The 24,905-nt window shown below is 46.6% G+C and carries 23 protein-coding genes and 1 pseudogene; 14 read left to right on the forward strand and 10 right to left on the reverse strand.

What is annotated here, in order from left to right; all coding sequences use genetic code 11:
• Positions 1–15 precede the first annotated feature (15 nt).
• Complete coding sequence (locus tag P0078_RS24410; RefSeq protein ID WP_353057096.1) at positions 16–426, reverse strand: IS30 family transposase; 411 nt, start codon at positions 424–426, stop codon at positions 16–18.
• Between P0078_RS24410 and P0078_RS01740 the strand changes: the two genes are divergently transcribed.
• Together P0078_RS01740 and P0078_RS01745 are read left to right on the forward strand one after the other, a co-directional pair.
• Positions 425–685, forward strand: a complete 261-nt coding sequence (locus P0078_RS01740; RefSeq protein WP_282932756.1) for a hypothetical protein — start codon at positions 425–427, stop codon at positions 683–685. The two genes, P0078_RS24410 and P0078_RS01740, sit on opposite strands and share 2 nt — an antisense overlap.
• Positions 686–1,165: 480 nt before the next feature.
• Complete coding sequence (locus P0078_RS01745) at positions 1,166–1,918, forward strand: class I SAM-dependent methyltransferase (RefSeq protein WP_282932757.1); 753 nt, start codon at positions 1,166–1,168, stop codon at positions 1,916–1,918.
• 118 nt (positions 1,919–2,036) lie between these two features.
• Here the strand turns inward: P0078_RS01745 and P0078_RS01750 are convergent, their stop codons facing one another.
• Positions 2,037–2,630, reverse strand: a complete 594-nt coding sequence (locus P0078_RS01750; RefSeq protein WP_282932758.1) for an FMN-dependent NADH-azoreductase — start codon at positions 2,628–2,630, stop codon at positions 2,037–2,039.
• A 101-nt stretch (positions 2,631–2,731) separates the two neighbouring features.
• Between P0078_RS01750 and P0078_RS01755 the strand changes: the two genes are divergently transcribed.
• Positions 2,732–3,664, forward strand: a complete 933-nt coding sequence (locus tag P0078_RS01755) for a LysR family transcriptional regulator (protein ID WP_282932759.1) — start codon at positions 2,732–2,734, stop codon at positions 3,662–3,664.
• Between the two features lie 45 nt (positions 3,665–3,709).
• On the opposite strand, the pseudogene P0078_RS24415 reads toward P0078_RS01755, so the two are convergent.
• Positions 3,710–4,590: pseudogene (locus P0078_RS24415) on the reverse strand (putative selenate ABC transporter substrate-binding protein).
• Between the two features lie 805 nt (positions 4,591–5,395).
• On the opposite strand from P0078_RS24415, the gene P0078_RS01770 reads away from it, so the two are divergent.
• The gene (locus tag P0078_RS01770) at positions 5,396–6,223 is read left to right on the forward strand and encodes an alpha/beta hydrolase (RefSeq protein WP_282932762.1); all 828 of its coding nucleotides are present in this window, start codon (positions 5,396–5,398) and stop codon (positions 6,221–6,223) included.
• 128 nt (positions 6,224–6,351) lie between these two features.
• Here P0078_RS01770 and P0078_RS01775 read toward each other — a convergent pair whose 3' ends face one another.
• Both P0078_RS01775 and P0078_RS01780 read right to left on the reverse strand, forming a co-directional pair.
• A complete protein-coding gene (locus tag P0078_RS01775; protein WP_282932763.1) occupies positions 6,352–6,849 on the reverse strand; it encodes a DUF1097 domain-containing protein in 498 nt (165 codons plus the stop codon).
• Between the two features lie 77 nt (positions 6,850–6,926).
• Entirely contained in the window at positions 6,927–7,736 is an 810-nt protein-coding gene (locus P0078_RS01780) for an SDR family oxidoreductase (protein WP_282932764.1), read from the reverse strand.
• Between the two features lie 58 nt (positions 7,737–7,794).
• Between P0078_RS01780 and P0078_RS01785 the strand changes: the two genes are divergently transcribed.
• A complete protein-coding gene (locus P0078_RS01785; RefSeq protein WP_282932765.1) occupies positions 7,795–8,685 on the forward strand; it encodes a LysR family transcriptional regulator in 891 nt (296 codons plus the stop codon).
• A 271-nt stretch (positions 8,686–8,956) separates the two neighbouring features.
• On the forward strand, positions 8,957–10,153 hold the full coding sequence (locus P0078_RS01790) for a M12 family metallo-peptidase (protein WP_282932766.1): 1,197 nt from the start codon (positions 8,957–8,959) through the stop codon (positions 10,151–10,153).
• A 79-nt stretch (positions 10,154–10,232) separates the two neighbouring features.
• On the opposite strand, the gene P0078_RS01795 is transcribed toward P0078_RS01790, so the two are convergent.
• Both P0078_RS01795 and P0078_RS01800 read right to left on the reverse strand, forming a co-directional pair.
• A complete protein-coding gene (locus P0078_RS01795; protein ID WP_282932767.1) occupies positions 10,233–11,078 on the reverse strand; it encodes a mechanosensitive ion channel family protein in 846 nt (281 codons plus the stop codon).
• A gap of 240 nt (positions 11,079–11,318) precedes the next feature.
• A complete protein-coding gene (locus P0078_RS01800; protein WP_282932768.1) occupies positions 11,319–12,068 on the reverse strand; it encodes a flavodoxin family protein in 750 nt (249 codons plus the stop codon).
• 254 nt (positions 12,069–12,322) lie between these two features.
• Between P0078_RS01800 and P0078_RS01805 the strand changes: the two genes are divergently transcribed.
• The 5 genes from P0078_RS01805 to P0078_RS01825 all read left to right on the forward strand — a co-directional run bounded on the left by P0078_RS01805 (position 12,323) and on the right by P0078_RS01825 (position 16,930).
• Positions 12,323–12,913 (forward strand): hypothetical protein, encoded by a 591-nt coding sequence (locus tag P0078_RS01805; protein WP_282932769.1) that lies wholly within the window; start codon positions 12,323–12,325, stop codon positions 12,911–12,913.
• Between the two features lie 168 nt (positions 12,914–13,081).
• On the forward strand, positions 13,082–13,753 hold the full coding sequence (locus P0078_RS01810) for a hypothetical protein (protein WP_282932770.1): 672 nt from the start codon (positions 13,082–13,084) through the stop codon (positions 13,751–13,753).
• A 385-nt stretch (positions 13,754–14,138) separates the two neighbouring features.
• Positions 14,139–14,498 (forward strand): hypothetical protein, encoded by a 360-nt coding sequence (locus P0078_RS01815; protein WP_282932771.1) that lies wholly within the window; start codon positions 14,139–14,141, stop codon positions 14,496–14,498.
• Positions 14,499–14,779: 281 nt separating this feature from the next.
• A protein-coding gene (locus tag P0078_RS01820) for an IS3 family transposase (protein ID WP_282931542.1) occupies positions 14,780–15,942 on the forward strand; the annotation gives its coding sequence in 2 pieces (ribosomal slippage) (positions 14,780–15,038 and positions 15,038–15,942; 1,164 coding nt in all).
• Positions 15,943–16,474: 532 nt separating this feature from the next.
• A complete protein-coding gene (locus P0078_RS01825; RefSeq protein WP_282932772.1) occupies positions 16,475–16,930 on the forward strand; it encodes a macro domain-containing protein in 456 nt (151 codons plus the stop codon).
• A gap of 87 nt (positions 16,931–17,017) precedes the next feature.
• Here P0078_RS01825 and P0078_RS01830 read toward each other — a convergent pair whose 3' ends face one another.
• Positions 17,018–18,028 carry a site-specific integrase gene (locus P0078_RS01830; protein WP_282932773.1) on the reverse strand — a complete coding sequence of 337 codons (1,011 nt, stop codon included), beginning with the start codon at positions 18,026–18,028 and terminating at the stop codon, positions 17,018–17,020.
• A 192-nt stretch (positions 18,029–18,220) separates the two neighbouring features.
• Here P0078_RS01830 and P0078_RS01835 point away from each other — a divergent pair, with 192 nt between their 5' ends.
• Both P0078_RS01835 and P0078_RS01840 read left to right on the forward strand, forming a co-directional pair.
• A complete protein-coding gene (locus P0078_RS01835; RefSeq protein WP_282932774.1) occupies positions 18,221–19,279 on the forward strand; it encodes a DNA-binding protein in 1,059 nt (352 codons plus the stop codon).
• Between the two features lie 261 nt (positions 19,280–19,540).
• Complete coding sequence (locus tag P0078_RS01840; protein WP_282932775.1) at positions 19,541–21,238, forward strand: BCCT family transporter; 1,698 nt, start codon at positions 19,541–19,543, stop codon at positions 21,236–21,238.
• Between the two features lie 30 nt (positions 21,239–21,268).
• On the opposite strand, the gene P0078_RS01845 is transcribed toward P0078_RS01840, so the two are convergent.
• Complete coding sequence (locus tag P0078_RS01845; protein WP_282932776.1) at positions 21,269–22,180, reverse strand: M15 family metallopeptidase; 912 nt, start codon at positions 22,178–22,180, stop codon at positions 21,269–21,271.
• A gap of 287 nt (positions 22,181–22,467) precedes the next feature.
• Between P0078_RS01845 and P0078_RS01850 the strand changes: the two genes are divergently transcribed.
• Positions 22,468–24,108, forward strand: coding sequence for a BCCT family transporter (locus P0078_RS01850; RefSeq protein WP_282932777.1), 1,641 nt, complete (start codon positions 22,468–22,470; stop codon positions 24,106–24,108).
• 83 nt (positions 24,109–24,191) lie between these two features.
• Here the strand turns inward: P0078_RS01850 and P0078_RS01855 are convergent, their stop codons facing one another.
• Positions 24,192–24,902: a TorF family putative porin gene (locus P0078_RS01855; protein WP_282932778.1), complete on the reverse strand. Its 711-nt coding sequence runs from the start codon at positions 24,900–24,902 to the stop codon at positions 24,192–24,194.
• Between the last annotated feature and the right edge of the window lie 3 nt (positions 24,903–24,905).

Below are 24,905 nucleotides of genomic sequence, written 5' to 3' on the forward strand. Positions count from 1 at the left end.
CACCCAGAGCGCTAGCTAGATTGCCAACATAAGTGACAGACGCTTACCCACTAGAAATTCCAGCGGGCTCCAATAATTTAACATCATTCTAGGTCGGGCATTAATACGATACACTGCATCGTCAATTTGCCTGTTCGGTAAATTGCTAATCTCTATCCCTTTCGGAAAAAAACGCCTCATCAGTCCATTGGTAATTTCGCTTAAATCACGCTCCCATGAGTGATACGGTTTGGCAAAATATATATTGCAGCCTAGTTTCCGCACGGTCGACTGACGCCCCGCGAATTCACCTCCGTTGTTGTAAGTTATGGTTTTACACACGGCCTGATAGTACTTTAGCGCCTGCGTGATTGCACGGCCCACTGTCTTCTTACTCTTATTTGATATTCTGCGAGTAAAAATGGAAGAGTTTAAGAACGATTCAATGGTAGTGCATGTTCAGATTTCAGGTATAAAGATTAATAACCCTATTAGTGGAGAGGTCTTTGAGGAAATTACTCATATGCCGTTTCTAATTGAGGCGCCAGGGGTAAGCATATCTGAACTGATGGGGGAGTCTGAGATACCTGATTATGAGGAATGCTATAATTCATGGAAGCGTGAATATATTAATGGCAATGCCGGCGTGTTCACTATTTCTATTGGTGAGTCAGTGAAGTATATGGATGATGCGGTGAACAGCTAAACAATAGTGTTTTTACCACATCTGAAAAACAAATACTCTTTTGCGTGATCACCGCCTCAAACTTAGAGTCCCTAATTAGAGTTGCAGGGATTCGACGCATTGAGTTGTATTAAGAAGGGGGTTTTCTGTGTTTTTATTACAAGCCCGCAAACTCTAATGATTCAGTTGGCAAAAAGTAGTGCCTGGGTGGATTGCTTATGCTTAGCTATATAGCCATATAATATATTATGGAATCAAGGTACAGCTAAATAGATTAGAGCCGCTATTGAAACTACTCAATCTGAGTAGGGCGTGGCTCGCTAAGGCAGTCAATATGTTTTGAGTTCCTTGAGAATGTAATTGGTACATTGGTACTCTGAAAATATTCGTTCTGGGAAACCGTTTCTTGATACAATCGTTTCGTATTCAAGGTCAAATGGAATTGCTTATTTCAAATAATCTTAGATTTGGAGTGAGCGGGGTAGTAGCGGGAGAATATCGATGTTTATTGCTGACTCTGACAAAGAGTGGGAAAAATTTGGCAAAGATGATGCTTATTATGGTGTTCTAACCGAGGAAAAATTTAGGAAGGAAAACTTAACAGATAGTGTAAAGGAGGATTTCTTTAAAACGGGACAAAGCCATGTCCATAATACACTCACAAAAGTGAAACAGCATGTAGATGATGCTTTGGTCGTCAAGAGAGCGCTTGATTTTGGCTGTGGAGTTGGAAGAGTAGCGATCCCTTTAGCGTATATTGCTGAAGATGTTACAGGAGTTGATATTTCTGACTCGATGCTTATGGAGGCTAAAAGAAATAGTCGCGAGCAGGGCTTAAGTAATATTGAATTCGTGAAAGCTGATGAGAGCCTCTCTCTAGTTCAAGGGAAGTTTAACTTCATCCACTCCTTTATCGTGTTTCAACATATCCCTGTTAAAAAAGGGCAAAGACTATTTAGTCTTCTGCTTGATAAATTAGAATCGGGTGGAATTTGTGTTGCCCATTTTTCATACACTAAAACTTCAAAATTAAAAAGATTGACTTCATTTCTGAGCAGTGCTGTGCCTTTTGTAGGAAATATTCTTAACCTTCTTAAAGGCGAGCCTTTTATGGCTCCTAGAATGCAAATGAATAACTATGATTTAAACAAGTTGCTTTCCCAAGTTCAAAGGGAAGCTATGTCACATTGCTATTTGGATTTTACAGATCATGGCGGTGCACTTGGGGTAACACTCTATTTTAAGAAGCTCTAAATGAGATTTGATATATGTAGGATGGGTTAAACAATAATCTGTCCATTTTTTTAAATAGAGGGGGAGAGTTAGTTTCCCCCTTCAGGTACTCACATAAGAACTTGGTTATCTCCGAATCTCACACAAGTTCAGCAATACGCTTCTTCGCAGCTGCCAGCGCCTTCTCTTTTGCTTCATCACCCTTTGCCAGACCTTCGGCATAAACAAACTCCACATCAGTAATACCAATAAACCCAAGGAACTGTCGAAGATAATTACTTTGGGGATGATCGTCTCCATAAATACCACCCCGTGAAATAAAGACGACGGCCTTTTTGTTCCTTAATAAGCCCTCAGGGCCGTTTTCGGTATATCGGAATGTTACCCCGGCACGCGCAATAAAATCGAAGTAGGTGTGCAAGTTAGATGGGATGTTGAAGTTATACATCGGGATACCTAGCACCAGCATATCTGCCGATGATATTTCCTCGATCAGTTTGTCCGAAAGTTCTGCAATTTCACTTTGCTTGTTTGAACGGCTATCAGCTGGCGTATTGTGGGCTTGAAAGTGCTCCAGGCTCAGATGAGGTACAGGCTCGGATACCAAGTCACGATGGATGATTTCATCTTCCGGGTTCTTAGCCTTCCAGCTCGCTATGAAATTGTCCGTAAGTTGAGATGACTGGCCGTTCTCTCGAAAGAGGCTGGACTTGATGTTGAGTACCTTTGCCATGACTGCTTCCTCGTAACTAACTTTGTATGAAGCTATTGAAACATTCATTAAGTTGATTAAAAATTAGAATTATTTGCTTATTTACATCGAAAAATTCGATCATGAAACAACAGTTGGCGCAATTATCAAACCCAAAGATCACTCTTGAGCAGTGGCGTTGCTTGATAGCGGTAGTTGAAGGGGGAGGGTATGCAAAGGCCGCCGAGCTTCTGCACAAGAGTCAGTCGTCGGTAAGCTATTCGGTGCAGAAGTTGGAATCACTACTGGCTGTAGCAGTTTTCACTATTAGCGGGCGCAAGGCGATTCTGACTCCCGCTGGTGAGATGCTCTACCGTCACGCAAAGCAATTACTGGAGGATGCTTCTGCATTGGAGCAGGCCGCCAGCCGGGCCTCGGCTGGATGGGAGTCCCAGATTGCGATTTCCGTGGAGGTGCTGTTCCCAATTTGGTTGTTGCTGGATTGCCTTGCACTTTTTGGCGAAGAGAGCCCCCAGACTCGTATTGAAGTGCATGAGATGGTGATTAGTGGAACTTTAGAAGCCTTGAATGAGGGAAGGGTTGATTTTGCAATAAGCCCCAGAATTCCCCTGGGCTACAACGGTGAATTACTGCCAGCTCCTGCACGTCTAATCCCGGTAGCCCATCCCAAGCACCCCCTGCATGAGCTGGACCGCCCGCTAACTATGAATGACCTACGCAATCATCGTCACCTGGTGGTTCGGGATACGAACCCCCAGAGTGGTAGTAAAACGCTCACGGTTGAAGTGGCTAAGCGGTGGACTCTAAGTAGTATGTCTTCTTTGATTGGCGCCGCTTGCAAAGGCTACGGTTTTTCATGGCTACCAGAAGACAAAATTCTGAATGAACTCGCTGAAGGAAGCTTGAAGCCCTTGCCCCTCCAGGGAGGAAGTAAAAGGGAGGTCCCTATGTACCTGATCCTCCCTAACCGGGACGATATCGGTCCCGGCGCACGGAGATTGGCGGCTATTATCAAGGACCGTTTGAAGGGTTTAACTCCCCTGGAGGCTTCTTAGCTAAGTCGTGAACTGGTTAGTAGGGACAGTTTGAACCTAATTCGCTTACTCATTATTCAACAAGCCAATTTCGTGAGCGGTCTCGACGATTGGCTGGTACATTGAGTTATCGGCTTTGATAAACCCTTTGCGGGGAAATGCGGCAAGTAGTTTAGGGTCCCGCATATTCAAAATCGCCTGCTGGACCTTGTCTAAGAAGCCGTTGCCCCAGGTTTCATCGACATCCCCCCGAATTGTCCAGTTGTAATCTGGATATCCTGGGGTTTTCCAGATCACTTGCACTTTGCTTTCATCCACTTTGCCGGCTTTCTTTTCATTTTCCCACACCTTGTGATTTAGGGCGCCAACCTGATACTTCCCAGATTGCACAAGATCCAGGGTATTGGAGTGGTCACCTCCAAAGCCCACACGGCTGAACACCTCGGCAGGGGGCTTACCAAACGCTTTTCGAATAAAGTATTCCGGCATTAGACGTCCAGAAGTGGAGTGCTCTGAGCCAAAAGTAAATGTCATACCTTCAATACCAGGGGGAAGTCTTTTGAGGGAGTGAGTTCTGTACTTTTATTCGCAATAAAATAGGAGGTGAAATTTTGATCTCCTTCTCCCTGGGCAATGGCCTTAGCGCCAGGCTCTGCAATACGGGCCTGTACTCCAGTAAATCCGCCAAACCAGGCCAATTGGACCTTGTTATTTTTAAAGGCTTCAACCGTATCCCTGTAGGACTTCACCGGTAAGTATTTAACTTCAACCCCAAGCGTGTCGGACAAATACTGTGCAACTTTGCCAAAGCGTTTTTGTAAGCGCTCCGGGTCCTGGTCTGGAATGGCAGTGAAAACAAAAGGTTTTGGGTTTTCTTGAGATGATACGAAGGGTACGCCGCACAGTATAACGAGGCTTAGAATAGACACGGTTAAACGCTTTAACATTCTTTTGGTCCTCTGCGGATCAGTAGTTCAAAATTTGTAGGATAAAACTAAAAGTTTAACTATAGGCGTTATATATAGATCAGAAAACCTGACTAAATTACATCTTCTTTATTTGGGTTAATAAAAGCGAGATGGCCTTATAATTTTGTGCGCAATATCTGGCTTGTTAATATATTTGGCAGATATTTGTTTGTTAAGGAGCCTCTGAATAACTCCGTGATACCTCTGGCATGCAGAGCGGTTCACAATCAAGGCGCGGCTTCGCAGGAATGTCTAGACCTTTCAAGAAGTCGCAACGCGGAGTGTGAATCGCTCTGCAAGCCCCGAAGGGCGGGCCTTGAAGGCCACAGCTGCTGCGTGGCAGCTCTTGCAAAGGACTAGGCCATTCGCGGCGAGCTGCGCCTAACATCTGCAGCCTTCAAGACCCGCAGAGGCATTATGGAGTTATTCAGAGGCTCCTTAAATACTCTGTAGGTCTTAATTATTACAGGGGTTCCTTCTTTGTTGAATAGCTTTTGTACGAAATATACTTATTCTTCGAACTGCTAATAGTAGACTTACGCGTTCATTAAGCTGGCCTAGCTCATATAAGGGCATCGGTCCGAAAGAGGTTTGAATGTCCATCCTCAGTGTTTCGAGGAGTACCCCATAAACCTGCCTCCTGAAAGATAAGCCTCGCCTCAGCATGAATTGCCCCGTAAGCCAGAGGAGTCACGAACTTGCTTAGAGGTTCTTCAGACTCTAGAGAGTTCCTTTGGTGTAAAATAGGCAGTTTAAGCCGGTAATTGCGGAGTTGACAGAGTAAATGAGTGAGTATGATGATCAGTTTAATCTGCGTAAGCGGCACCCATTTGGTAGAGCCCATCTGCTAATCAATGGGCTACAAAGCTATTTGGCCACGCAAACCCTGAGAAACTCGCTGGATATCAGCTACGGAGATAGCTCCGGTGAGAAAGTAGATATATTTCCTGCTAAATCCCCCAGTGCACCGGTATTTGTATTCATCCACGGAGGGTACTTCCGGGCGCTAGATAAAAAGCAATACCGGTATATTGCCAAGCCCTTTGTAGAGGCCGGGTGTACAGTTGCTTTGGTCAACTATGATTTGGCGCCCGCCGTCAGTGTTAAAGAAATTATTGAGCAAAATATAAAGGCATTCTTATGGATATATAAAAATATCGATCGCTGGAATGGCAATCCCAATAATATTGTGATCTGCGGTCACTCTGTTGGGGCATTCCTTGTGGCTAAAATTTTAGAATCTGAGTGGACACCTGAAGTCCGGAGCTCAATTAGTGGCGCTATTATGTTAAGCGGGCTGTATGACTTAACAAAGATGAGGCAGTCTTATCTCAATGAATCTCTACGTTTAACAGAAGATGATGTTACAAATTTGAGTCCCATTTTTGGTGATATAAGATGTTTCACTAAAGCGATTGTTGCAGTAGGTGATGATGAGACTGCGGAATTTATTGATCAGTCAAAAAGATACTGTGGGAAGCTACAGCAAACGAACAGCCCATACGAATATATACTTTTGAAAAATAGAAACCACTATACCGTATCGCGTATGTTAAGTAGTAGAAATAATGACCTAATGAATAAGATACTGGATATTTGCGGTGTGAATTGAGAGAGGGGGATACGACTTAGCGCTCAATTTATATAGTTTTGAACATAAGTTGGGATTACCAGCTTAAAATCGGGGAGCCTCTTAAGTCCTGTAGGATATTACTGAATTATGCCGAGACTCCCTGACTATCAATTAGCTTTACTTTCTCCAGTAAGAGATTGTAGGTAGGAGCAGCAATAGCCGGCGAGGATGCCTAGAGCGGTCACTATTGTCAGCCCAATCACTCCAGATAGAACGTTGGCTGGATAGGCTGCAAAGAAAGTGATTAACCCTAAAAACCAGGCAATGATATTACCTACAAGTGGCAGTCCTCTAAGTGATACCACCACAAATGCAACGGAAAACACTATAATCGCGAAGGCAATATTGCCCATCATTGGTAGCAATAGGGCATTAACTATAGCTGCTGTCATCCCCATCAATATTCCCAGAGCAACACAAATCCCACTGGAGATTGCGCTGAAGGCAGAGCCTGGCTGTGAAAAGAAAGCAACCCAGCCAACAAACATAGCCCAGGGTGGTAGTTCTAACATAGAGCAAGTGAATGCTGCTGCACTGGCAATAGTTGCAGCGATAAGGGTATCCCTGATGTATTTAGCCGACGGTACTTGGGCTTGATCGACCATTGGTTTTTAGTCCTCTTTCCAACTGGTATAACGATCAGTTGGAGATTGTTAAGTTGAAGCGGGCATTGGCTGTGAAGCTAGATAATTCCACCGTTGGCTCGTATAACTTGGCCGTTGATCCAGCCACCTTGCTCACTGACTAAAAAGGCAACGGTATTCGCAATATCTTCAGGCCTTCCCAATCGCTCAAGTGGCGACATTTTGGCAAGAGTTCCCACCATTTCATCAGTCTTTCCGGATAGGAAGAGCTCGGTAGCCGTAGGCCCTGGGGCGACGGCATTCACGGTGATATCTCTCCCTCGCAATTCCTTGGCGACTACCTGGGTCAGAGCTTCAACAGCTGCCTTGGTCGCCGCATATACGCTGTAAGTCGGCATACACAAATCGACGACACTCGAGGATAAGTTGACAATCCGGCCACCTTCTTGAAGCCTTGCGGTGGCTTCACGCATGACATTGAAGGTGCCCTTAAGATTCACAGCTACCTGACGATCGAAATCAGCTTCTTCATATTCTGCCAGAGGGGCTAGTTTCATAATGCCCGCATTATTAATGACAGTATTGATTCCGCCAAAGGTGACTTCTGCCGAGTTGAATAGGCGTGAAACCGCCTGTTGATCACTGATATCGGCTTGGGCAGTAACCGCCTTGCCACCCTCGGTTTCAATGCGGTTTACCAACTTTTCGGCAGCTGAAATATTACTTTCAAAGTTCACCAGAATGGTAAAGCCATCCTTTGCCAGGCGAGAGGCGATCGCCGCGCCTATGCCACGGGAAGCTCCTGTTACCAGTGCCACTTTCCCCATAATGATCTCCGTAGTGATTACTGGAGCCGCCCTTGCAGCTCCCTGATTTGGCTGTATTTCCATACTATTCGTGTTATTCATGTAGATAATCCGGCTAAAATGGAATCTATTGTTCCAAATAAACAAACAATAGGGCGATATGGATAAGCTGGATGCGATGCGCTTGTACGTGCGGATTGTGGAGCGGGGCAGTTTTACAGCCGCTTCTACTGACCTTGGGATTCCGAGGTCGACATCGACTCAGGTGATCAACCGGCTAGAGAAACGGCTGGGAGTCAGGTTGTTGCAGCGATCGACTCGCAAGGTCAGGGCAACACTGGATGGGGAACTGTATTATCAGCGCTGTATTTCAATACTTGCGGACGTAGAGGAGGCAGAAGGGGCATTTACAGGTTTATTGCCAAGCGGTGAGGTGCGGGTAGATGTACAAGGAACTATTGCCCGTCATTTTGTTATGCCGCAACTCCCCAAATTTTTTGCCCAGTATCCTGACATTTCTTTGGTAATGAGTGAGGGGGATCGATGGGTGGACTTAGTCCAAGAAGGGGTCGACTGTGCTATTCGCTATGGACACTTGGCGGATAGTGAGCTGATTGCCAGGCGTTTAACCATGCTGGAACGGCTTACATGCGCATCGCCGCAATACCTGGAACACTACGGCCACCCAAGCTCTTTGGAGCAACTGAATGGTCACCGTGTTGTAGCGCTTCGCTCTATAACGACTGGGAAGTCTACGCCGCTCTCTTTTTGTCTTGGCGATAGGGTAGAGACGTTGCAAGTTTCGGCGCAATTGACGGTAACCGGGACAGAGAGTTACTTGGATGGCGTTAAGCGGGGGCTCGGATTAGCTCAGTTTCCAAAGTTTCATGTAGAAAAAGAGTTGGATGCTGGAAATTTAGTTGAAATATTACCCAATTTTCGCCCGCCCAGCGAGCCGGTATCGGTTGTGTTCACCCAGAATCGCTTTTTATCTCCCAGGGTTAGAGCATTTATTGAGTGGTTAAGTAAAATATTTTCAGTTTCCATTTAAAGGATTGTGATTAAGCTCCCATTTGAATTTAATTTTCCAAAAAGTTATCTGCTCTTCAGATAGTAACTTGTCAAAAATTTGCGAAGTTAAATTATTGGTAGGCGTAAGAATATTTTTTTAGTTAAAAATCATATAGAGTAGCCGCGCACTGCGGATTTCAATAAATATTTCTATTCAGCCTTTGAAAGGCTGCATTAACAGATTTATTTTTATCTTTAGTGCGGATCTTTCTAAATTGATTTTCCGAGAAGCAGATACAGGGAGTATGTCTGTGAAAAGCTTTAAAATTTTTGCGCCTTTCGTGTTGCTATTTTCTACATTTGGCGCTCATTCAGAAGAAAATGTGCATGTTGTTTTTGAATCTTCCATGAGTGAAAGTAGATCAAATCTAATATCAAATAGAACTAAAAAAAGTTTAAATAACAAGATTTTTAGCTTGAAGCCCGGTAGTACCCTTGAGGTTCCCAGTGAGCTCGGCAAGCAACGGTTTACCTTGCAAAATATTCGCTCAACAAAAAATAGGGCTTCACTATCTGCATTTTCTGAGGATGGAAAAGGGTTTATCACCTTAGCCGAGAACAACGGTAGAATTGTTGGCTCAATACAATCTGAAGGTAGGCTCTACAAAGTGAGACCTGCCGGAAACGGTGCGGTTACAATCGCTGAGGTTCCAGACAATTCACTTGTCGACCATGATAGTAACTACTTTGAAGAAATGGATTTTACTTCCAAGGTTGGTGCGCTAAACACAACCTCAGGAATTGCGACTACTGACTCTGGTGGAAAAATAACCGTTATAGTTGCTTATACCGATGCCTTTGAGGCAGACGCCGGTGATGTACCCGCCTACATGGACTTATTGGAAGAGGAAACCAATGTTTCATTTGCCAATAGTGAAGTCAATACCTCGGTAGAAATTGTTCACGCTTATAAAACCAGCTATGCAGAGAGCGGCAGCTTCTATGTTGATCGCGAGTACTTTTCGAATGACGCATATTCAGAAACCAAAGAGCTATACGAACTCAGAGATTTATATAGTGCAGATGTAATGATTGTTTTAACCGGCAATGATTTGTACAGCGGATCATGTGGACTGGCTAAGACGATCTACGCATCGGAATCAACAGCCTTTGCTTTCGCAAGGGAAGGGTGTGCAACGGGGTACTTCAGCTTTGCCCATGAAATTGGCCACCTGCTGGGAGCCCGACATATTATCTACAGTGATTCGAATATGGAGCCGTTTGAATATGGCCACGGCTACTGCAATACCACTCCTTCAACTTGGAGGAGTGTGATGGCCTACAATTGCCCATCGGATCGAGGCGGCCCCAGAATTCAGCAGTGGTCCAACCCGGATATCACAATAGATGGAGACCCTACAGGCACCTCCAACCTAGAGGATAATGCGCGGGTTATCCGTGAGCGCGCCTGGGAGGTTGCCAACTTCCGGGTTGATGGGGAAAGTTAACGGCAAATTCATACAATAGCCGCTAGTTATGCAGAACTGCTAGCGGCTTCAATCGGCGATACCTTTTAATACGACTGCGTTAAGCTTTAGACCCCACGTCCTTGGTCTTCTCGAACCAAAAGTTATAGAAGTCTTCAGTCACCAACTGTTCGATATTGGTGGCTTCCTCTCGGGGGCAAAATACGGTTACCGTGGTTACATCGTGGCCGAGCTCATTGGTCGTGATACAGACTTTGGCATCCGGTCCCGAGAGCTCAACGCCCATGCGGTTCTCAATCAGGTTGCAGTAGCGTTCGGCAACTTCACGGAAGGACTCGCAGTGTTCTTTAAGTCGCTCAGAGATAAACTTCTTGGCTTCAAATGGATTCATTCCTTTGCTTTCCCGGGTAATCGAAAAGGTATGCTCGATATACCGGCGCATAAAGTTCAGGTTCTTTACTGGTTGGGTAAAGAAGGCATTGTTAGGGATGTACAGAGTTGTTCCTGTATAGCCGTTGCCCAAACCGTGAGGATCGATTTCTAAAAGGGTGGTGCTTAGCCAGTCACTATCGGTGACTTCACCAAATTGATTGCCGACTTTAATCCAGTCTCCCACAGTAAACGAGCGCATGTTTGCCTGATACAAGCCACCAACGAGGCACTGCACCCCCTCTCTAAGTGCCAATACAATTGCCACAGAGAAAGCGGCAATGGATAGGGCAAAGTCCCGGAGTTCGCTTACCCAAATTGCCATCAGGCCAACAACCAACAACAAGTTGCCAAGGTTATGTACGGTATTTATACGGCGGCGCTTATCCGCTTTTTGCCAACTACTTCGTGCTATTACTAGCGTGAGCAGACCACGTAATAACATCACTACTGAGATCAGGCATATAGTGATAAATAATTTGCTATCCAGGATATGCGCTAAGAACTCTGGTTTCATTCGGGACAGGGACCTCACAGGAATTACTGGACCACCAATTCATATGGCAACGCCTAGCACCCCTTTATGGAGGTAAGAGTGCTATGCCGGTCAGGTGGGTGTTAATGGGAGCAAAGAAGGCGGGAATTTATCCCTGGTGCTACACCTTGTAAATAGGATTTTGTAAATACGGATAGACTTAGCCAAACAGCAACAAATTTAGGCTGCTTAGCTCTATAAAGTTAAAAATGCAGGATGTTTCTATCGATAATCAGGGTTAGGAAAGTCGGGCTTACAGCCGGCATCCCAGGCGGAGCGCTGGTTGCCGTGGGCGGGAATGCCCCCAGCTTCTTTTATCATTCGCGCCATATGCATCAGGTTCCAGGTCATAAAGGTGGTGTTGCGATTGGTAAAGTCGTTTTGTGGACCACCGGAACCGGGGTCAAGATACGAGGGGCCGGGGCCAGCTTCTCCCACCCATGCCGCATCTGCCTGGGGAGGGATAACATAGCCAAGGTGTTGCAGAGAGTAGAGAATATTCATGGCGCAGTGCTTTGCGCCATCTTCATTGCCGGTGATAAGGCAACCGCCCACCCGGCCATAGTATGCGTACTGGCCTTTGGAGTTCAGGTCAGCTGAGTTCGCATAGAGCCTTTCTATAGTTTGGGTACAGATAGAGGATTTCTCTCCCAACCAGATCGGCGTGGTAATAACCAGGATATCTGCGTCTTCAACCCGGTGATAGAGCAGTGGCCACTCATCAGTGTCCCAGCCATGCTCTGTCATATCCGGGTAAACACCAAAAGCGATATCGTGATCAACGGGGCGTAATACCTCAACTGAGACTTTGTTTCGCTCCATGATTTCTCTGGATATGCGAATTAGGCCGTCTGTATGGGAGAGTTCAGGTGTTGGCTTTAGTGTGCAGTTGAGGAATAGCGCCTTGAGGTCGGAGAAGTCCGACGCGCTAGACTTGCAGTCTTCAATTTGCTTCTGATTTAACGTCGTCATTTTGGGCCTCCTTGCCACCACTTAGATAATAGCCTGAGTTCTAGTCCCGTGATTTTAAAGAGGGGCGGGTTGAACTTCATCAAAATAGATCTGCGACACATTGTTAGTCTGCACAACTTGTGGGTATCAGACTTCGACTTATTCATCCAGGATCCGCTGGGGATCGTTACTATTGGCGTGATTCGGCTTGCCTCGGGATTATCTAACCGTAAAGCTGCGCCTATATTTGACTGACTACCATCTTGGAAGTCACCATGAAAATAATCAATCAGCTATCACTTCTGTTGCTCTCATTGCTTCTGACTCTTATTGCTACTCACGCCAATGCCCAATCGGAAGCCAAAGATTCCCTGGAAGGGGTCTGGTGTGCGATTGAAGGTGAGTCGTTTATTTTTTACGAGCATAGCTCAGACGCCTTTACCTTAGAAAAGGGGCAGATTTGCCGAACTTTTAAGGTCCTCAAACAAACGGGGGTGGGCGGTGGCGGTCGCTATCTTGAGGTAACGAAGAAACCGAATGTTAAACACCAGCTGACTGCTGTTGAAGAGACGGTGAATGAGGCCACTATTGCCAAGGATATCGGTATCTTTGCCTATATGAAGAGTGGTAATAGAATCGAGTTGGTAGCTGTTGATGTATCCGATGAGAGCGTTACAAATTTGACTTTAGATGGCAGTGGCACTATGCGCGGCTTTATTGAAGAGGTTACAGCTGATCATTCTGCAGGGCAGGGTCATGAAGCTCACGTTGGGGTTCTGTTCTTTCGGAGGTCATCCTCATCGATACCCGAGACCTTTGATCGGGATTGGGAATCAATCTTCAATGAGACCCATAGCAAGCAGTAAAGGTGCTGGTGTTATCGTCGGTTTTGTAGCCCAGTATATTCATTTGCCATAATCATCAGGCAATAATGATGCTCGTATCGCTTACTAATTAGCCAACACCGACGTTTCCAGCCCCAGGCGAACCTTTTCAGTTTGCCTTTCTCTTGAGGTATCGCTGATTTTGTTCGTATGAAGCAAGCAGGGGGAGTGCTGCACCCAGAGAGGCTCAAGCCCATGCTGGGTGGTGTTTATAATCTAGGTGCAGGTGATGGCATGTTAAGCTTGGTGTATAGAACACTTAGCAAGTTTATCAACTATCGCTACTTTATAGACGAAAGCGCACTCCCAGCAAGACTGCCGCTTGTAGGAGCTTTGTGGGGTACAAATATGAAATATGGTCTAACTCTATCTTTACTGATTTTGGCGGTGCCGAAGGCACTGGCTTGTGATTACCCACCGCCAACAATTATTCCACCTACAACGCCTTACGGTGAATTTCAATATATTTATCCGGAAACTGGCTTAAACTACAAAGATATTGCTAATGATAAAAACTTGGCGGTGGTTAAGATTTTAGAGGTGTCAGGTGATCAAGCTAATCCTGATGTAGTAATTGTTCAGTTATTACATGGCTGGGGATATCAAAGTGGCCGTTACATGAAGTTTGTTAACCCGGGCTTATCATGTGTCAGCAATAAAGTGGCGAAAATCGGGTGGTATGCTGCTCTAATAGATCGCGATGACATAGCTTTACTGGCCCCCTATAAAAAGGTTGAGAAATACCTGCGAGAGCGCGGTAAGCCTGAATATGTGTACTCTGCAATTGGCCTGCGGTTTAGGGAGGCATATCCAGCCAATTAACTGCAGTAGAGCACTTTAAGTTTGCTTAGATCGGCTGTTATGGGAGCATTATAAGTATCAAGAGTGAGTCACTCTAAAGAACAATTAGTCTTCCAAATAATAGGGCTTATTTTATCACTTTTATAGTTACAGTTTCTGATGTAGCAATTTTACTCGATACTGGCGTGACTATAGAAATTACTCAATTCAGAGTAAGTAGCGGGGTCAGCGGTGGTGGTGCAAATATCAATCACCTGCCAGCAGAGCTTTGGCTCAGCCCTCTGGCCTGCCTTGCTCGTTTGGGATGGCTTTTAATCTCTATAGAAAAGTAAAACCACTAAGAGGTTTATGATAAATGTGTGAAAAACAATCCATTACATGTATTTTCGGGCTTCCTGGTATTTAAATGAAGCGTACAGCATTTTACTTTGCTTTGATGTGTTTGCCCCAAGAGCTGGAAGCACTTCAAGAGTGGATACCTAGCAAGGATTACATTGTAACGCCCAAGTTGGCTATGGCAGTTGATAGGGCTCGCCAATTTTACTACAAACAAGTTAGTCACAAGAAAGCTGCGGAGCAAATAGTGTACAATGCCCGCTCAACGGATCAAAGGTATATTGTAGAGCTGCTCCCGATATATGTATTACCTGAAGGGGAGAGGTTTGTATCAGTTGATGGTGAAAATTGTGTGTATTTGACTAAAGAATATAAGGTAATGGATTATCGACAATGCGTCGCAGTCTGGCCAGATTCGCTTGAAAAATAACATTAAGGTTTCGTGGGGGCGAGCTTGTTACACGGATAGAAATAATCGCCGTCTTACAAGAATATCAAGAGATTAGTTGTGAAATTGACCCCAGAAGAGAGAGCTGTTGTAGCTCAATGCATTGCTGAAGATCCGAGTCTGAAGCGAACTTTGATTGCATACTGGCCTTATATATTTCCGCTTTGTGCGGCAGCAATCTATGGGATAGTAAAGAAAGACTGATCCTACCCACCAACGACGGACACTCTCTTAAGCGATAAACTACGCAGCAGAGGTGCTCTATGACAAGATCAAATAAACCAACCAAAACCACTCGTAAACAGTACTCAGAGGAATATAGAAAGGATGCCCTAGCACTTGCGCTCAAAGTTGGGGTAAGCGTTGCCGCTAAACAGCTTGGGTTACATCCTTCTCAGATTTACGGATGGCGAAGCAAGGCTAAGTTACATCAGAGCCGAGGGGATGCCGAGAGAGAGCTGGCCACAGAGAATGCTCGCCTTAAGCGGCAGCTGGCTGAGCAGGCAGAGGAGCTAGCGATCTTAAAAAAGGCCGCAGCGTACTTTGCAAAGAGCCTGAAATGAGGTACGCCTTCATGCAAAAGCACAGGCATGAATTCAGCATCAAAGCGATGGCCAAGGTATTGAACGTATCTCGCAGTGGGTTTTACGACTGGGTGTCAAGATCGGCCGGCCAATCCAGGTACCAGCAGTACCGAATGCAGCTCGATAGCTTGGTACAGCAGCGCTTTATAGCCAGTAAAGAACGTAGTGGCTCTCCTCGCCTGACGAAGGAATTGGCCAGTGAGGGGAGTAAATATAATCAAAAAACAATTGCTGCCAGCATGCGTCGACAGGGCCTACGGGCTAAAGCCGCCAAGAGATATAAAGCCACAACCTATTCAAAACATGGTCTGCCAGTAGCTCCAAATCTGCTCGAGCAGAACTTCAATGCTGAAGGGCCGAATCAGAAATGGGCTGGGGATATAACCTACCTGCGAACGGAAGAAGGTTGGTTATATCTGGCTGTAGTGATAGACCTATATAGTCGGCTAGTTATTGGTTGGGCGATGTCAGAAACGATGACAGCTACATTGGTCTGTGACGCTCTTCAAATGGCTTTATGGCGACGTAAGAAACCTACGAATGTTATCGTGCATACTGACAGGGGAAGCCAGTATTGCTCTAAAGATTATCAATCTTTGATTACAGCTTATGGTCTGCGGTGCAGCATGAGCGCCAAAGGTAATTGCTATGATAACGCTTGTGCAGAAACATTCTTTCACTCACTTAAGGTAGAAGCAATCCATGGTAACCGCTTTCCCACAAGGTGCCTCATGCGAGAGACCGTATTTGAGTATATAGAGATAGACTACAATCGAAATCGCTTACACAGCGCCAATGGCTATCTCAGCCCTGAGGCGTTTGAGGAACAACTAGTCGCTTAGTGGTGTGTCCGTGGTTGATGGGTAGGATCAGACTATCTTTTAATTGGAATCGCATTCTTCTTTCTTGTTTGTGAAGTCTTGTGGTTTTTGAATGAAACATCTAAGTCTGCAAAACACCTGAAAGCGGCGCTAATAAAGTATGATTTATCTAATCGTACGAAGAGCGTAGGGTAAGTTAGTATTACAAATGTAAAAGTTATTCATTTATGAGAGATAACAAAAGTTATCAGTGCTTTTTGTGCGGGAAGCATATTGAAAATCAAGGGGGACTTGATCCTTGTGCAGTAGATCTTGTAGCCAATGTTGATCAGTCTACGGAAAAGCTAGATATACAACGATTTTTCTGTCACATCCGATGCTTTAAGTCTATCAACAAGCATGCTTCTATCTATAAGCCAAGATTTGAGACCGCCTTTAGTTGAGGGCAATAATCAATCAAGAGGGTTTACAATTGCGCTAGACAGCTTGCACCTTAGCTCACTGAATACGAGCCAGGGGTTATTGAGGCGTTTTAGATTTCCAGGGGTCGCGAATGAACGTAGTAGAAGGTGATTTGATCAAAATGGCACTTGAGGGCCATTTTGATGTAATTGTTCATGGGTGTAATTGCCAGTGCCAAATGGGAAAGGGGATAGCCTTAACTATCAAGAAGCTTTTCCCTGAAGCCTACGCAGCAGACTTGGGTACAGAAAAAGGCTCACGACTTAAACTGGGTACGTATTCAAGTGCTTACATATCACAGTTAGAGGCCAGCTTTACGGTCGTCAATGCTTACACTCAGTTTCACTGGAGAGGTAAGGGGGTAATGGCGGATTATGAGGCTATACGCAGTGTATTCACCAAAGTTAAGAAAGATTTTCCGGGAAAGAGGATTGGGTATCCTCTAATAGGTGCGGGGCTTGCCGGTGGAGATTGGGAGGTAATTTCCAGCATCATAGAAAATGAACTTGAAGGCGAAAATCACACACTTGTTAAGTTTGTGCCGTAACAAGCACCCAGCAGCCAGGCTGAATACTTCCGCACATATACTGCCCGCCTGAAAGGCGGGACTTGCCAGCAGGTCAATAACAACTTCTTAAGATAGTAGTTCCGACATCTTCTTCATCAAGATAGCTGAGGCGTTGTCGGTAAACTGTTGCCCCTCCTCAATATACTCCCAGACAGTGGCATCACTCTTCCACCCACCTTGCTTCTTGATCAGCTCAAAGCCAACTTTTTCTCGCGCAGCAGAAGTAGACAGGCCTCGGCGAAAGCTGTGGCTGCTGAGTTCGGCAACAAAGTCAAAACCGCAGGCTTCCCCGAGATTTTTCAGTAGATCGTTGATAGCTGTGGGGTTTAACTGTCGACTTTGCACCGTATCCCAGCGATTGACTGACCGAAATGCTGGCCCAGTTCTAATGCCACTAACGTCTAGCCAGGACTTAAGTGCTCGTGCGGGGCAGATTTCAGGGGTGCCGTAGGGAAGGGCGCGCATCATTCCCTGGCCGCTTTGATCCGTCTTTGATTTGGGTAGGCGAATGATCAAGCCTTCCTCCTCCCATATCAGGTCTTCTACCTGGATAGCCACCAACTCACTGCGCCGGAAGGCGCCGAAGAAACCTACCAGCACCAACGCCAAGTCACGGGCCTTCTTCTTGGAATCTGGTTGAGAGCGCAACTGTCGGGTGAGGGCCGCAATGTGTTCGAGGCTCAGCGCCTTGGCTTTTTGCTTGGGCTTTCCGTGGGTGCGGCGAATACCGCGCATGGTTTTCTGCACCAGCGGTTCAGCGACTGGGTTGGCAATGCCTTGATAAAGGTGCCACTGGCCTATGGCGGTTAGGTGCAAATCCAGGGTGCGTGGGTTCAATTGCTCGGCCCGACTTAATAGATAGCTAACCAGTGAATGGCTATCGGCGGGGAGTCGGCCTCCCCATTTCTCGAACTGGCGAATGGCAGACCGATAGGCTTTGCGAGTGCTGTCTGAAGTCGCTGCTCGCAGGTACTTCTGAATGTCATCCTCAGTCAGAAGTACTCCAGCCCCGTTAGATGTACTGCTGAGCGGGGATTGAGGTTGGATTTTGGTTGAGGTTAGAGGCTGTTTTTTCATGAATTTTGTGTCACCTGAAAAGCACCATTTGTACTGAGAGTACGTTAAATGGGGGCTTTCTTACTTTTATAACCTTCGATAAGAATCATTATCGAAGGTTAGTTAGGTTAATTCAAGAGTTGGTTTATTTTTGAATATTATGTATTGTTACGTAATACGCAATTTGGTACAAAATAATCTGAGGAAAGATTAATGGCGCGCACAGGGGTCACCTATCTGGACATTTTTGAAGCAGCAAAAGCGATTAAGGCCCGGGGCGAGGAGCCGACAGTTGATAGAGTGCGCGCTCATCTGGGGACTGGGAGTAAAAGTACAATTGCGCCGCTTCTAAAGCGTTGGAAAAACGAGAGTTCCAGCAGCACTGATATCAGCGGCTTGCCTAAAGATTTGGTGGAGGCACTGAAAGGGCTTCATCAGCGTATCCAGGGCGATGCGGACCAAAGAGTGGAGCAGGTTCAGCAGGAATTTGAAGCTAAAGATCTGGAGATAACAGAGAGACTAAATGAAGCTCAAGAGGCCAGTAGCAAGCAAACCGCATTGATTCGCGAGCTGGAGCAGAAGCTTTCAGCTTCTGAAGGTGAGAAGCGCCGCCTCAAAGTTACCCTGGGTGAAACTCAGTCAGAACTGGAAAAAAGTGAGTTTCAATTGGAGCAGGCCTCGGTTCGAGTTGAGGAGCAGAAGGCCTCAATTGAAGAGATGAAGCAGGAGAATCGCGATGTGCGCGAGCACTTTGAACACTTCCAGCAACGAACGGCTACAGACCGGCAGCACGAGCGAGATCAGTTTCGATCTTCCAGTGAGCAACTTAAGGGGCAGGTGGTCTCACTTACGGAGCAGCTTGGGCTGGCGGAACAGAGGATTTCAGAACAGGATCTCCTGTATAAACAGGGGCAGGCATTAATTACTGAGCTCAATCGGGAAAAGCAGGAGTTGCGTGAAAATATAGGCGCCGCTCAGACCGAAGCGGCAAACTACAAGCGACAGGCTGAAGAGCAGGCAGCAAGCGCTGAACTCCAATCTTCTGAAATTACACGATTACAGGATGAGGTTACCCGCCTCCAGAGCAGCGGTGTAGGACAAGCGAAAGAGATTCAGCTCCAGCAAGTATCTTTGGAAAGACTGGAAGCGGAACTGGGTGCTACAAAAGACCGGATAGAGACCTTGTCAGACGAGAATCGTATCCTTCTACAGGAGAAGGCAATGCTGCAAGGACAGTTTGCTCAACTGGAAAAATCCTTGGGTAAGCAGTAGTTCAGAACCCGGCAAGCTGGGGCGGTCGTCAGTTGATAGCCCCAGTTCAATTGGTTGTCGCACCTAAACAGATGTGACATCTGTCAAATTGAAATACTTTGACTAGCTGGTACTATTAAAGATAAGTAAGAGCAAATTTAGCTGTAGTTGATCTACCTATCCTTATATAAGTCCTACTCACTAACACCGCATAATAAAGTTCCTTATATAAAGTCCCCCTTGCTTTTATTTGCCGCGGTTCACAAGGCATTTGGGAGGCAAGTGTTGTCCAATCATTTCAGAGAAATCATCGATAAACCCACGTTTTTTGGTTCGCTGGCGCTGCTGTTGGCAGTGACAATCCCACTGGTGCTGTTCCCCGAAGTTGGTGCCGCCTGGGTTTTAGCCGCTAAAGGTTTCGTTACTGACAAGCTGGGGGTTTTCTATCTGGCACTGGGTGTCGGGGCAATTCTCTTTATGGTCTATATCGTGTTTAGCGATATCGGCCAGATCAAGCTGGGGACGCCTGAAGAGGACGCAGAGTTCTCCACCATATCCTGGGCTTCAATGCTTTTTTGTGCCGGCATCGGCGCATCGATTCTCTATTGGTCCATGGTCGAGTGGATCTACTATTACCAAACCCCACCTTTCCAGGTTGAAGGAGGTACACCCGAAGCTGCGCGCTGGGCTGTTGCCTACGGTATTTTTCACTGGGGCCCGCTGGCGTGGTCCATCTACCTGATTCCCGCTCTGCCAATTGCCTACTTCTACTACGTTAGAAATCACAGCGTGCTGAAAATTAGCGAGGCACTGATGCCCGTTTTGGGGGAGCAGCGTGCCCAAGGTGGGATTGGTAAGTTGATCGACGTGCTGTTTATCTTTGGCATGTTGGGCGGTGGCGCTACGACCCTGGGAATAGCCGCGCCGCTGATCACTCAGGGGGCTCATGAACTCTTGGGCGTGCCCACCGGGCTGGGAACCCAGGTTGTAGTGCTGATGATATGTACGGCAATCTTCGGCTATAGCGCTTTTGTTGGACTTAAGAAGGGTATCCGCGCACTTTCCAACCTGAATATGTGGCTGTCTATTGTGCTGCTACTGTTTGTTTTCCTGGTTGGCCCCACCTTATTTATGTTGAACACTGGCTTGGATGCCCTGGGTCGTGTCCTGGATAACATCTTCCATATGGCCGCCTGGACTGAGCCATTTGCAGAGTTTGAACAGTTCCCCGACACCCATTTCCCCCAAGACTGGACCATCTTCTATTGGGCGTGGTGGTTGGTTTTCGCTCCCAGTGTCGGCTTGTTTATTGCGCGTATCTCGCGGGGGAGAACCATTAAGACCATGGTGGTCGGCTCCATTTTTTATGGCACCTTAGGCTGTTTCCTGTTCTTTATGGTGTTGGGGAATTACGGCGTCTACTTACAGTTTTCCGGTGAGCTGGATGTGGTTGGGATGCTAAATGAGCAGGGCGCAACTGCCGCAATTTTTGCCACACTCAAGACACTTCCCGGCAGTAAACTGGTGATTCTGGTATATACGGTACTCGCCCTCATCTTTACTGCAACTACATTCGATTCCATCTCATACATTCTTGCTGCTGTTGTGCAGAAAGAGGTCGATGAAGAGCCGGCTAGATGGAACCGCCTGTTCTGGGCATTTGCGCTTTCACTGATGCCGATAACGCTGCTGTTTTTGGGCGGCCTGGATACGCTGCAAACTGCCAGCGTGATTGGTGGAGTGCCGCTTTTGGTTGTCGCATTGTTGCTGTGCATATCGATTGTGAAAGCCGCTCACTATGACCTGCGCTACCAGCCGAGCTACGAAGAGAAGGAAATCTATATTGAAGAGTTTCCAGAGGATGATCCCTGGACAGAAGAGGGCAACTGGGAGGTTCCAGCCCAGGCAGAGCACGGCGTATCCCACGATGACAAACCCCATATAGAGGGCGATCCTGGAAGCCATCCATCTCGACTTTAATAGTTGGGCAGCAGGAGGAGGCCGAAGCCTTCACTCCTGCTCTCCATCAAATTCTGATACCACTTTATCGACACAATGTTTTCTGAGGTGAGCAGCACTTTTTATCGAGTTGCTCTCCTCAAAACAGCGATTCAATTGCTGGGTATATCGGTTAAATAGTTGTTTTGCACTCTCCTTTGGCAAAGTTACAAGGCGGTTAATGAACTGACGGGAGCCAACCTGGAAGTGCATATAATCAATCGGGACATTCCAGTCTCCACCCCAGACAGCGAAGCCATGCCTGGCAAAGATTGTGGTTACATCTTCAGACATCCCCATGCGGGTTGGCTTTCCCGGACGAAACTTTGCCCGGTTTAAATATCCTTCTGTTGCATCCTTAGGGATTACTTTGGCCCGAGTGTGTTTATCAATATACAGGTAGGGGTTTTGTAGGGGGTTAATATCAATAGCGACACCATAAGCGTGCTCAGACCATCTGCTTCCGCCAGTAATAGGCCGGGAATCAAAAGCCAGCGTGTTGTTTCGATCATCTGCCATTCGCTCTTGCAGAGTAAAATATTCGACAGGAATGGCTGACTGTATTGGAAAGCGAGATCGGTAGATCTCGCCAAATAGAGACAGGACGTTCTCGGCAACGATATCAAGTACAACAACAGCGCCCCTGCGGTATAGATCAGCTTCGATGCCAACATTATCCTGAGCAGGGGGATCTAAGAGAGGCGTATAGTTGAAGACGACTCTTTTCAGCCTTTCACAGCCAATAGGGGAGTTGTTCAGAAGAACCTGCCGGAGCTTCATCAGCTCACAGTCTTCTTGGGAAATGTCGTAAATCCCTATCTTTGGTTCAGGTTCAAAATCATTAACATTGATATTCCTATCCTGGTCCTTGGTGCATGCAAATAGCGCCAGGCCCGCAATGGCGGCGATAGCCTTCTTATACATATCGCTTCTCGGTATTCCTTTGGGAAAGCCCCGTTTCAAATAGTATTTGAGTATGCACACCCTGTTCACACTTGAATTGCATTTGGCCTGTTAAATCAGCACTCAAAAGGATGCTAATCACGTCATGCCAGCGGTTGGTAAATGGCAGTGCAGTGCTCGCCGTAAAGATTGGCGTCTTTAGTTTCAGCAGCTTTGCTCCGGCTGGTCAAAAAATAGCCAGACTGTAATTGATTTAGCTCCCAACTCCTTCCCGTTTTGTAGGAACAACTTTTCAGAAGGAACCCTCGTTGAATAAGGGAACAAAGGATCTCATAGACAAGCCCACCTTTTGGGGCTCTTTTGCATTGCTACTAGTGGCGACAGTGCCCTTAATCCTCTTTCCCGAGGCGGGTTCTTTATGGTTATTGGCAGCTAAAGATCTGGTGACAGAGAAGTTGGGGGTCTTTTATCTCCTACTAGGCCTAGGTGCGATGTTATTTGTGCTGTATATCGCCTTTAGTGATATTGGCAGGATAAAGTTAGGAGGGGGGAAAGAGGGCCCCGAATTCTCAACTCTATCCTGGGCTGCCATGTTGTTTTCTTCCGGTATTGGCGCCTCTATTTTGTATTGGTCGATGGTTGAATGGATCTACTATTACCAACAGCCGCCGTTCCAGGTTCAAGCAAGCTCAGCTGAAGCTGCGCGATGGGCAGTTTCCTACGGTATCTTTCACTGGGGACCGCTGGCTTGGTCTATCTATCTGATCCCCGCACTGCCAATTGCCTATTACTACTATGTGCGTAAACGCAAGGTTCTAAAGTTAAGCCAAGCGCTCGCGCCAGTATTGGGTGATCGAAGCGTGGGCGGGCCCATAGGTAAGCTTATCGATACTTCCCTGGTATTTGGCATGTTAGGGGGCGCGGCTACACGGCTTGGTATTGCGGCGCCGCTGATTACTTTGGGATTGCATAAGCTATTTGGGGTTCCTACTGGGGTGGGATTTCAGGTTGGGACACTGATATTTTGTGCGCTATTGTTTGGTTACTGTGCTCTTGTCGGCGTAAAGCGCGGCCTTAGTGTCCTATCAAACTTTACAATTTTTCTCTCACTCGTCTTGCTGCTCTTCGTGTTTATCGCGGGACCAACACTATTTATGCTCAATAGTGGGTTGGATTCCCTGGGTAGAGCGCTGCATAACTTCTTGCAAATGGCCACTTGGACTGAGTCCTTCTCTCATTTTAAACAGTTCCCCAATACTCGCTTCCCCCAGGACTGGACCGTCTTCTATTGGGCTTGGTGGTTGGTTTTTGCTCCGAGTATTGGCTTATTTATTGCGCGTATCTCCGGAGGGCGGACTATCAAGGCGATGATTCTTGGGGCACTATTTTTTGGAACTTTTGGCTGCTTCTTGTTTTTTATGGTGCTAGGCAACTACGGCGTTTACTTGCATTTTTCGGGCGAGCTGGACATGGTGCAAATACTGAATCAGCAGGGGGCCAATACCGTGATCTTTGCCGTTTTGGATAAGTTGCCGGCGAGCCAGTTAGTTGTGCTGCTCTATACGCTGATCGCACTGGTTTTTACGGTCATTACTTTTGACTCCATATCTCATATTCTTGCCGCAGTTGTGCAGAAAGAGGTTCATGGCGAGCCGCTTCGGTGGAATCGAATTTTCTGGGCCTTCGCGCTGGCAGTAATGCCTATTACTTTGTTGCTTATTGGCGGACTGGAATCATTGCAGGCGGCAAGCATTATCGCTGGTGTCCCTTTGCTGCTAATTGCCCTCTTGCTTTGTATCTCAATGGTTAAAGTTGCCCGGCATGATTTGAGTTTGCACCCAATTATCCTTGAAAGGGAAATTGTTTTGGAAGGGGTAGCTGAGGAAAGTGCCTGGAGTGGAAATGCTGAATCAGGGCAAGTAGTGATGAAATCTGCAAAAAAAGATTAGCCGGGGAGGCAAAGAAGAAACACCCTAAGAGCAGGATAGTAAGATATGCCGGGGCTATTTTAGGCCCCGGCTGCACTTATAGTTTAAAGACTAAAAGTACGGGCAACAGAGAAGACAACTCGCTCGTCAGCCTCGCCCCAATCGAGATTGGTATTCTCGGCGGCAATATTGAAATCAAAGCCTTCCAGGGAAGTCATATATTCCACTCTGTAGTGGTTGTACGATTTTTTAGTGTCCCAGTCCCAGTTGTCCAAATTAGTGGAGGTAGAACGGTCGACACTGAAGCGAACATTATGCCCCTCGGCAAACTCAAAGGTATGCGCCAGCATCATAATGTAGTGGCTGCCGCCGCCACCAAAATAATCCCAGCTGTACCATCCATTAGCTTCCGATTCGCCCAGGTTAGAGCTGTAGCCCAATTTGGCATAGGCTTCTGGATAATTGCCATCATCAGAAGCGCTATCACCATGATAGGTATAGTAGGCGAGTCCTGTGTCCAGGCTCACTTTGTCGGTAAGCTGCATGAACTTACCTGCGTAAAAATCCCACTCCAGGTTCGTATCGTTGTCGTCACCAAAGTCCACGTTGGAAGCCCAGGTGCCGATATACCAGCCGCTATCAAAACCGTAGTCCAGACTGGCTTGCAGTGCTGGGTCGTTTTGAGTCTGGCTGACGCCGTTAAAGGTGTAGTCAGTAGTCAGGTTAACAGTAGAAGACAGCTCCGCTTGGGATTGTTGGGCAAGCACCAGCAGGGAAGCACAGGTCAGTGCAGAAAGTTTCAAAGTTGATTTCATTGT

The sequence above is a fragment of the Microbulbifer sp. VAAF005 genome (assembly GCF_030012985.1).
Taxonomy (GTDB): domain Bacteria; phylum Pseudomonadota; class Gammaproteobacteria; order Pseudomonadales; family Cellvibrionaceae; genus Microbulbifer.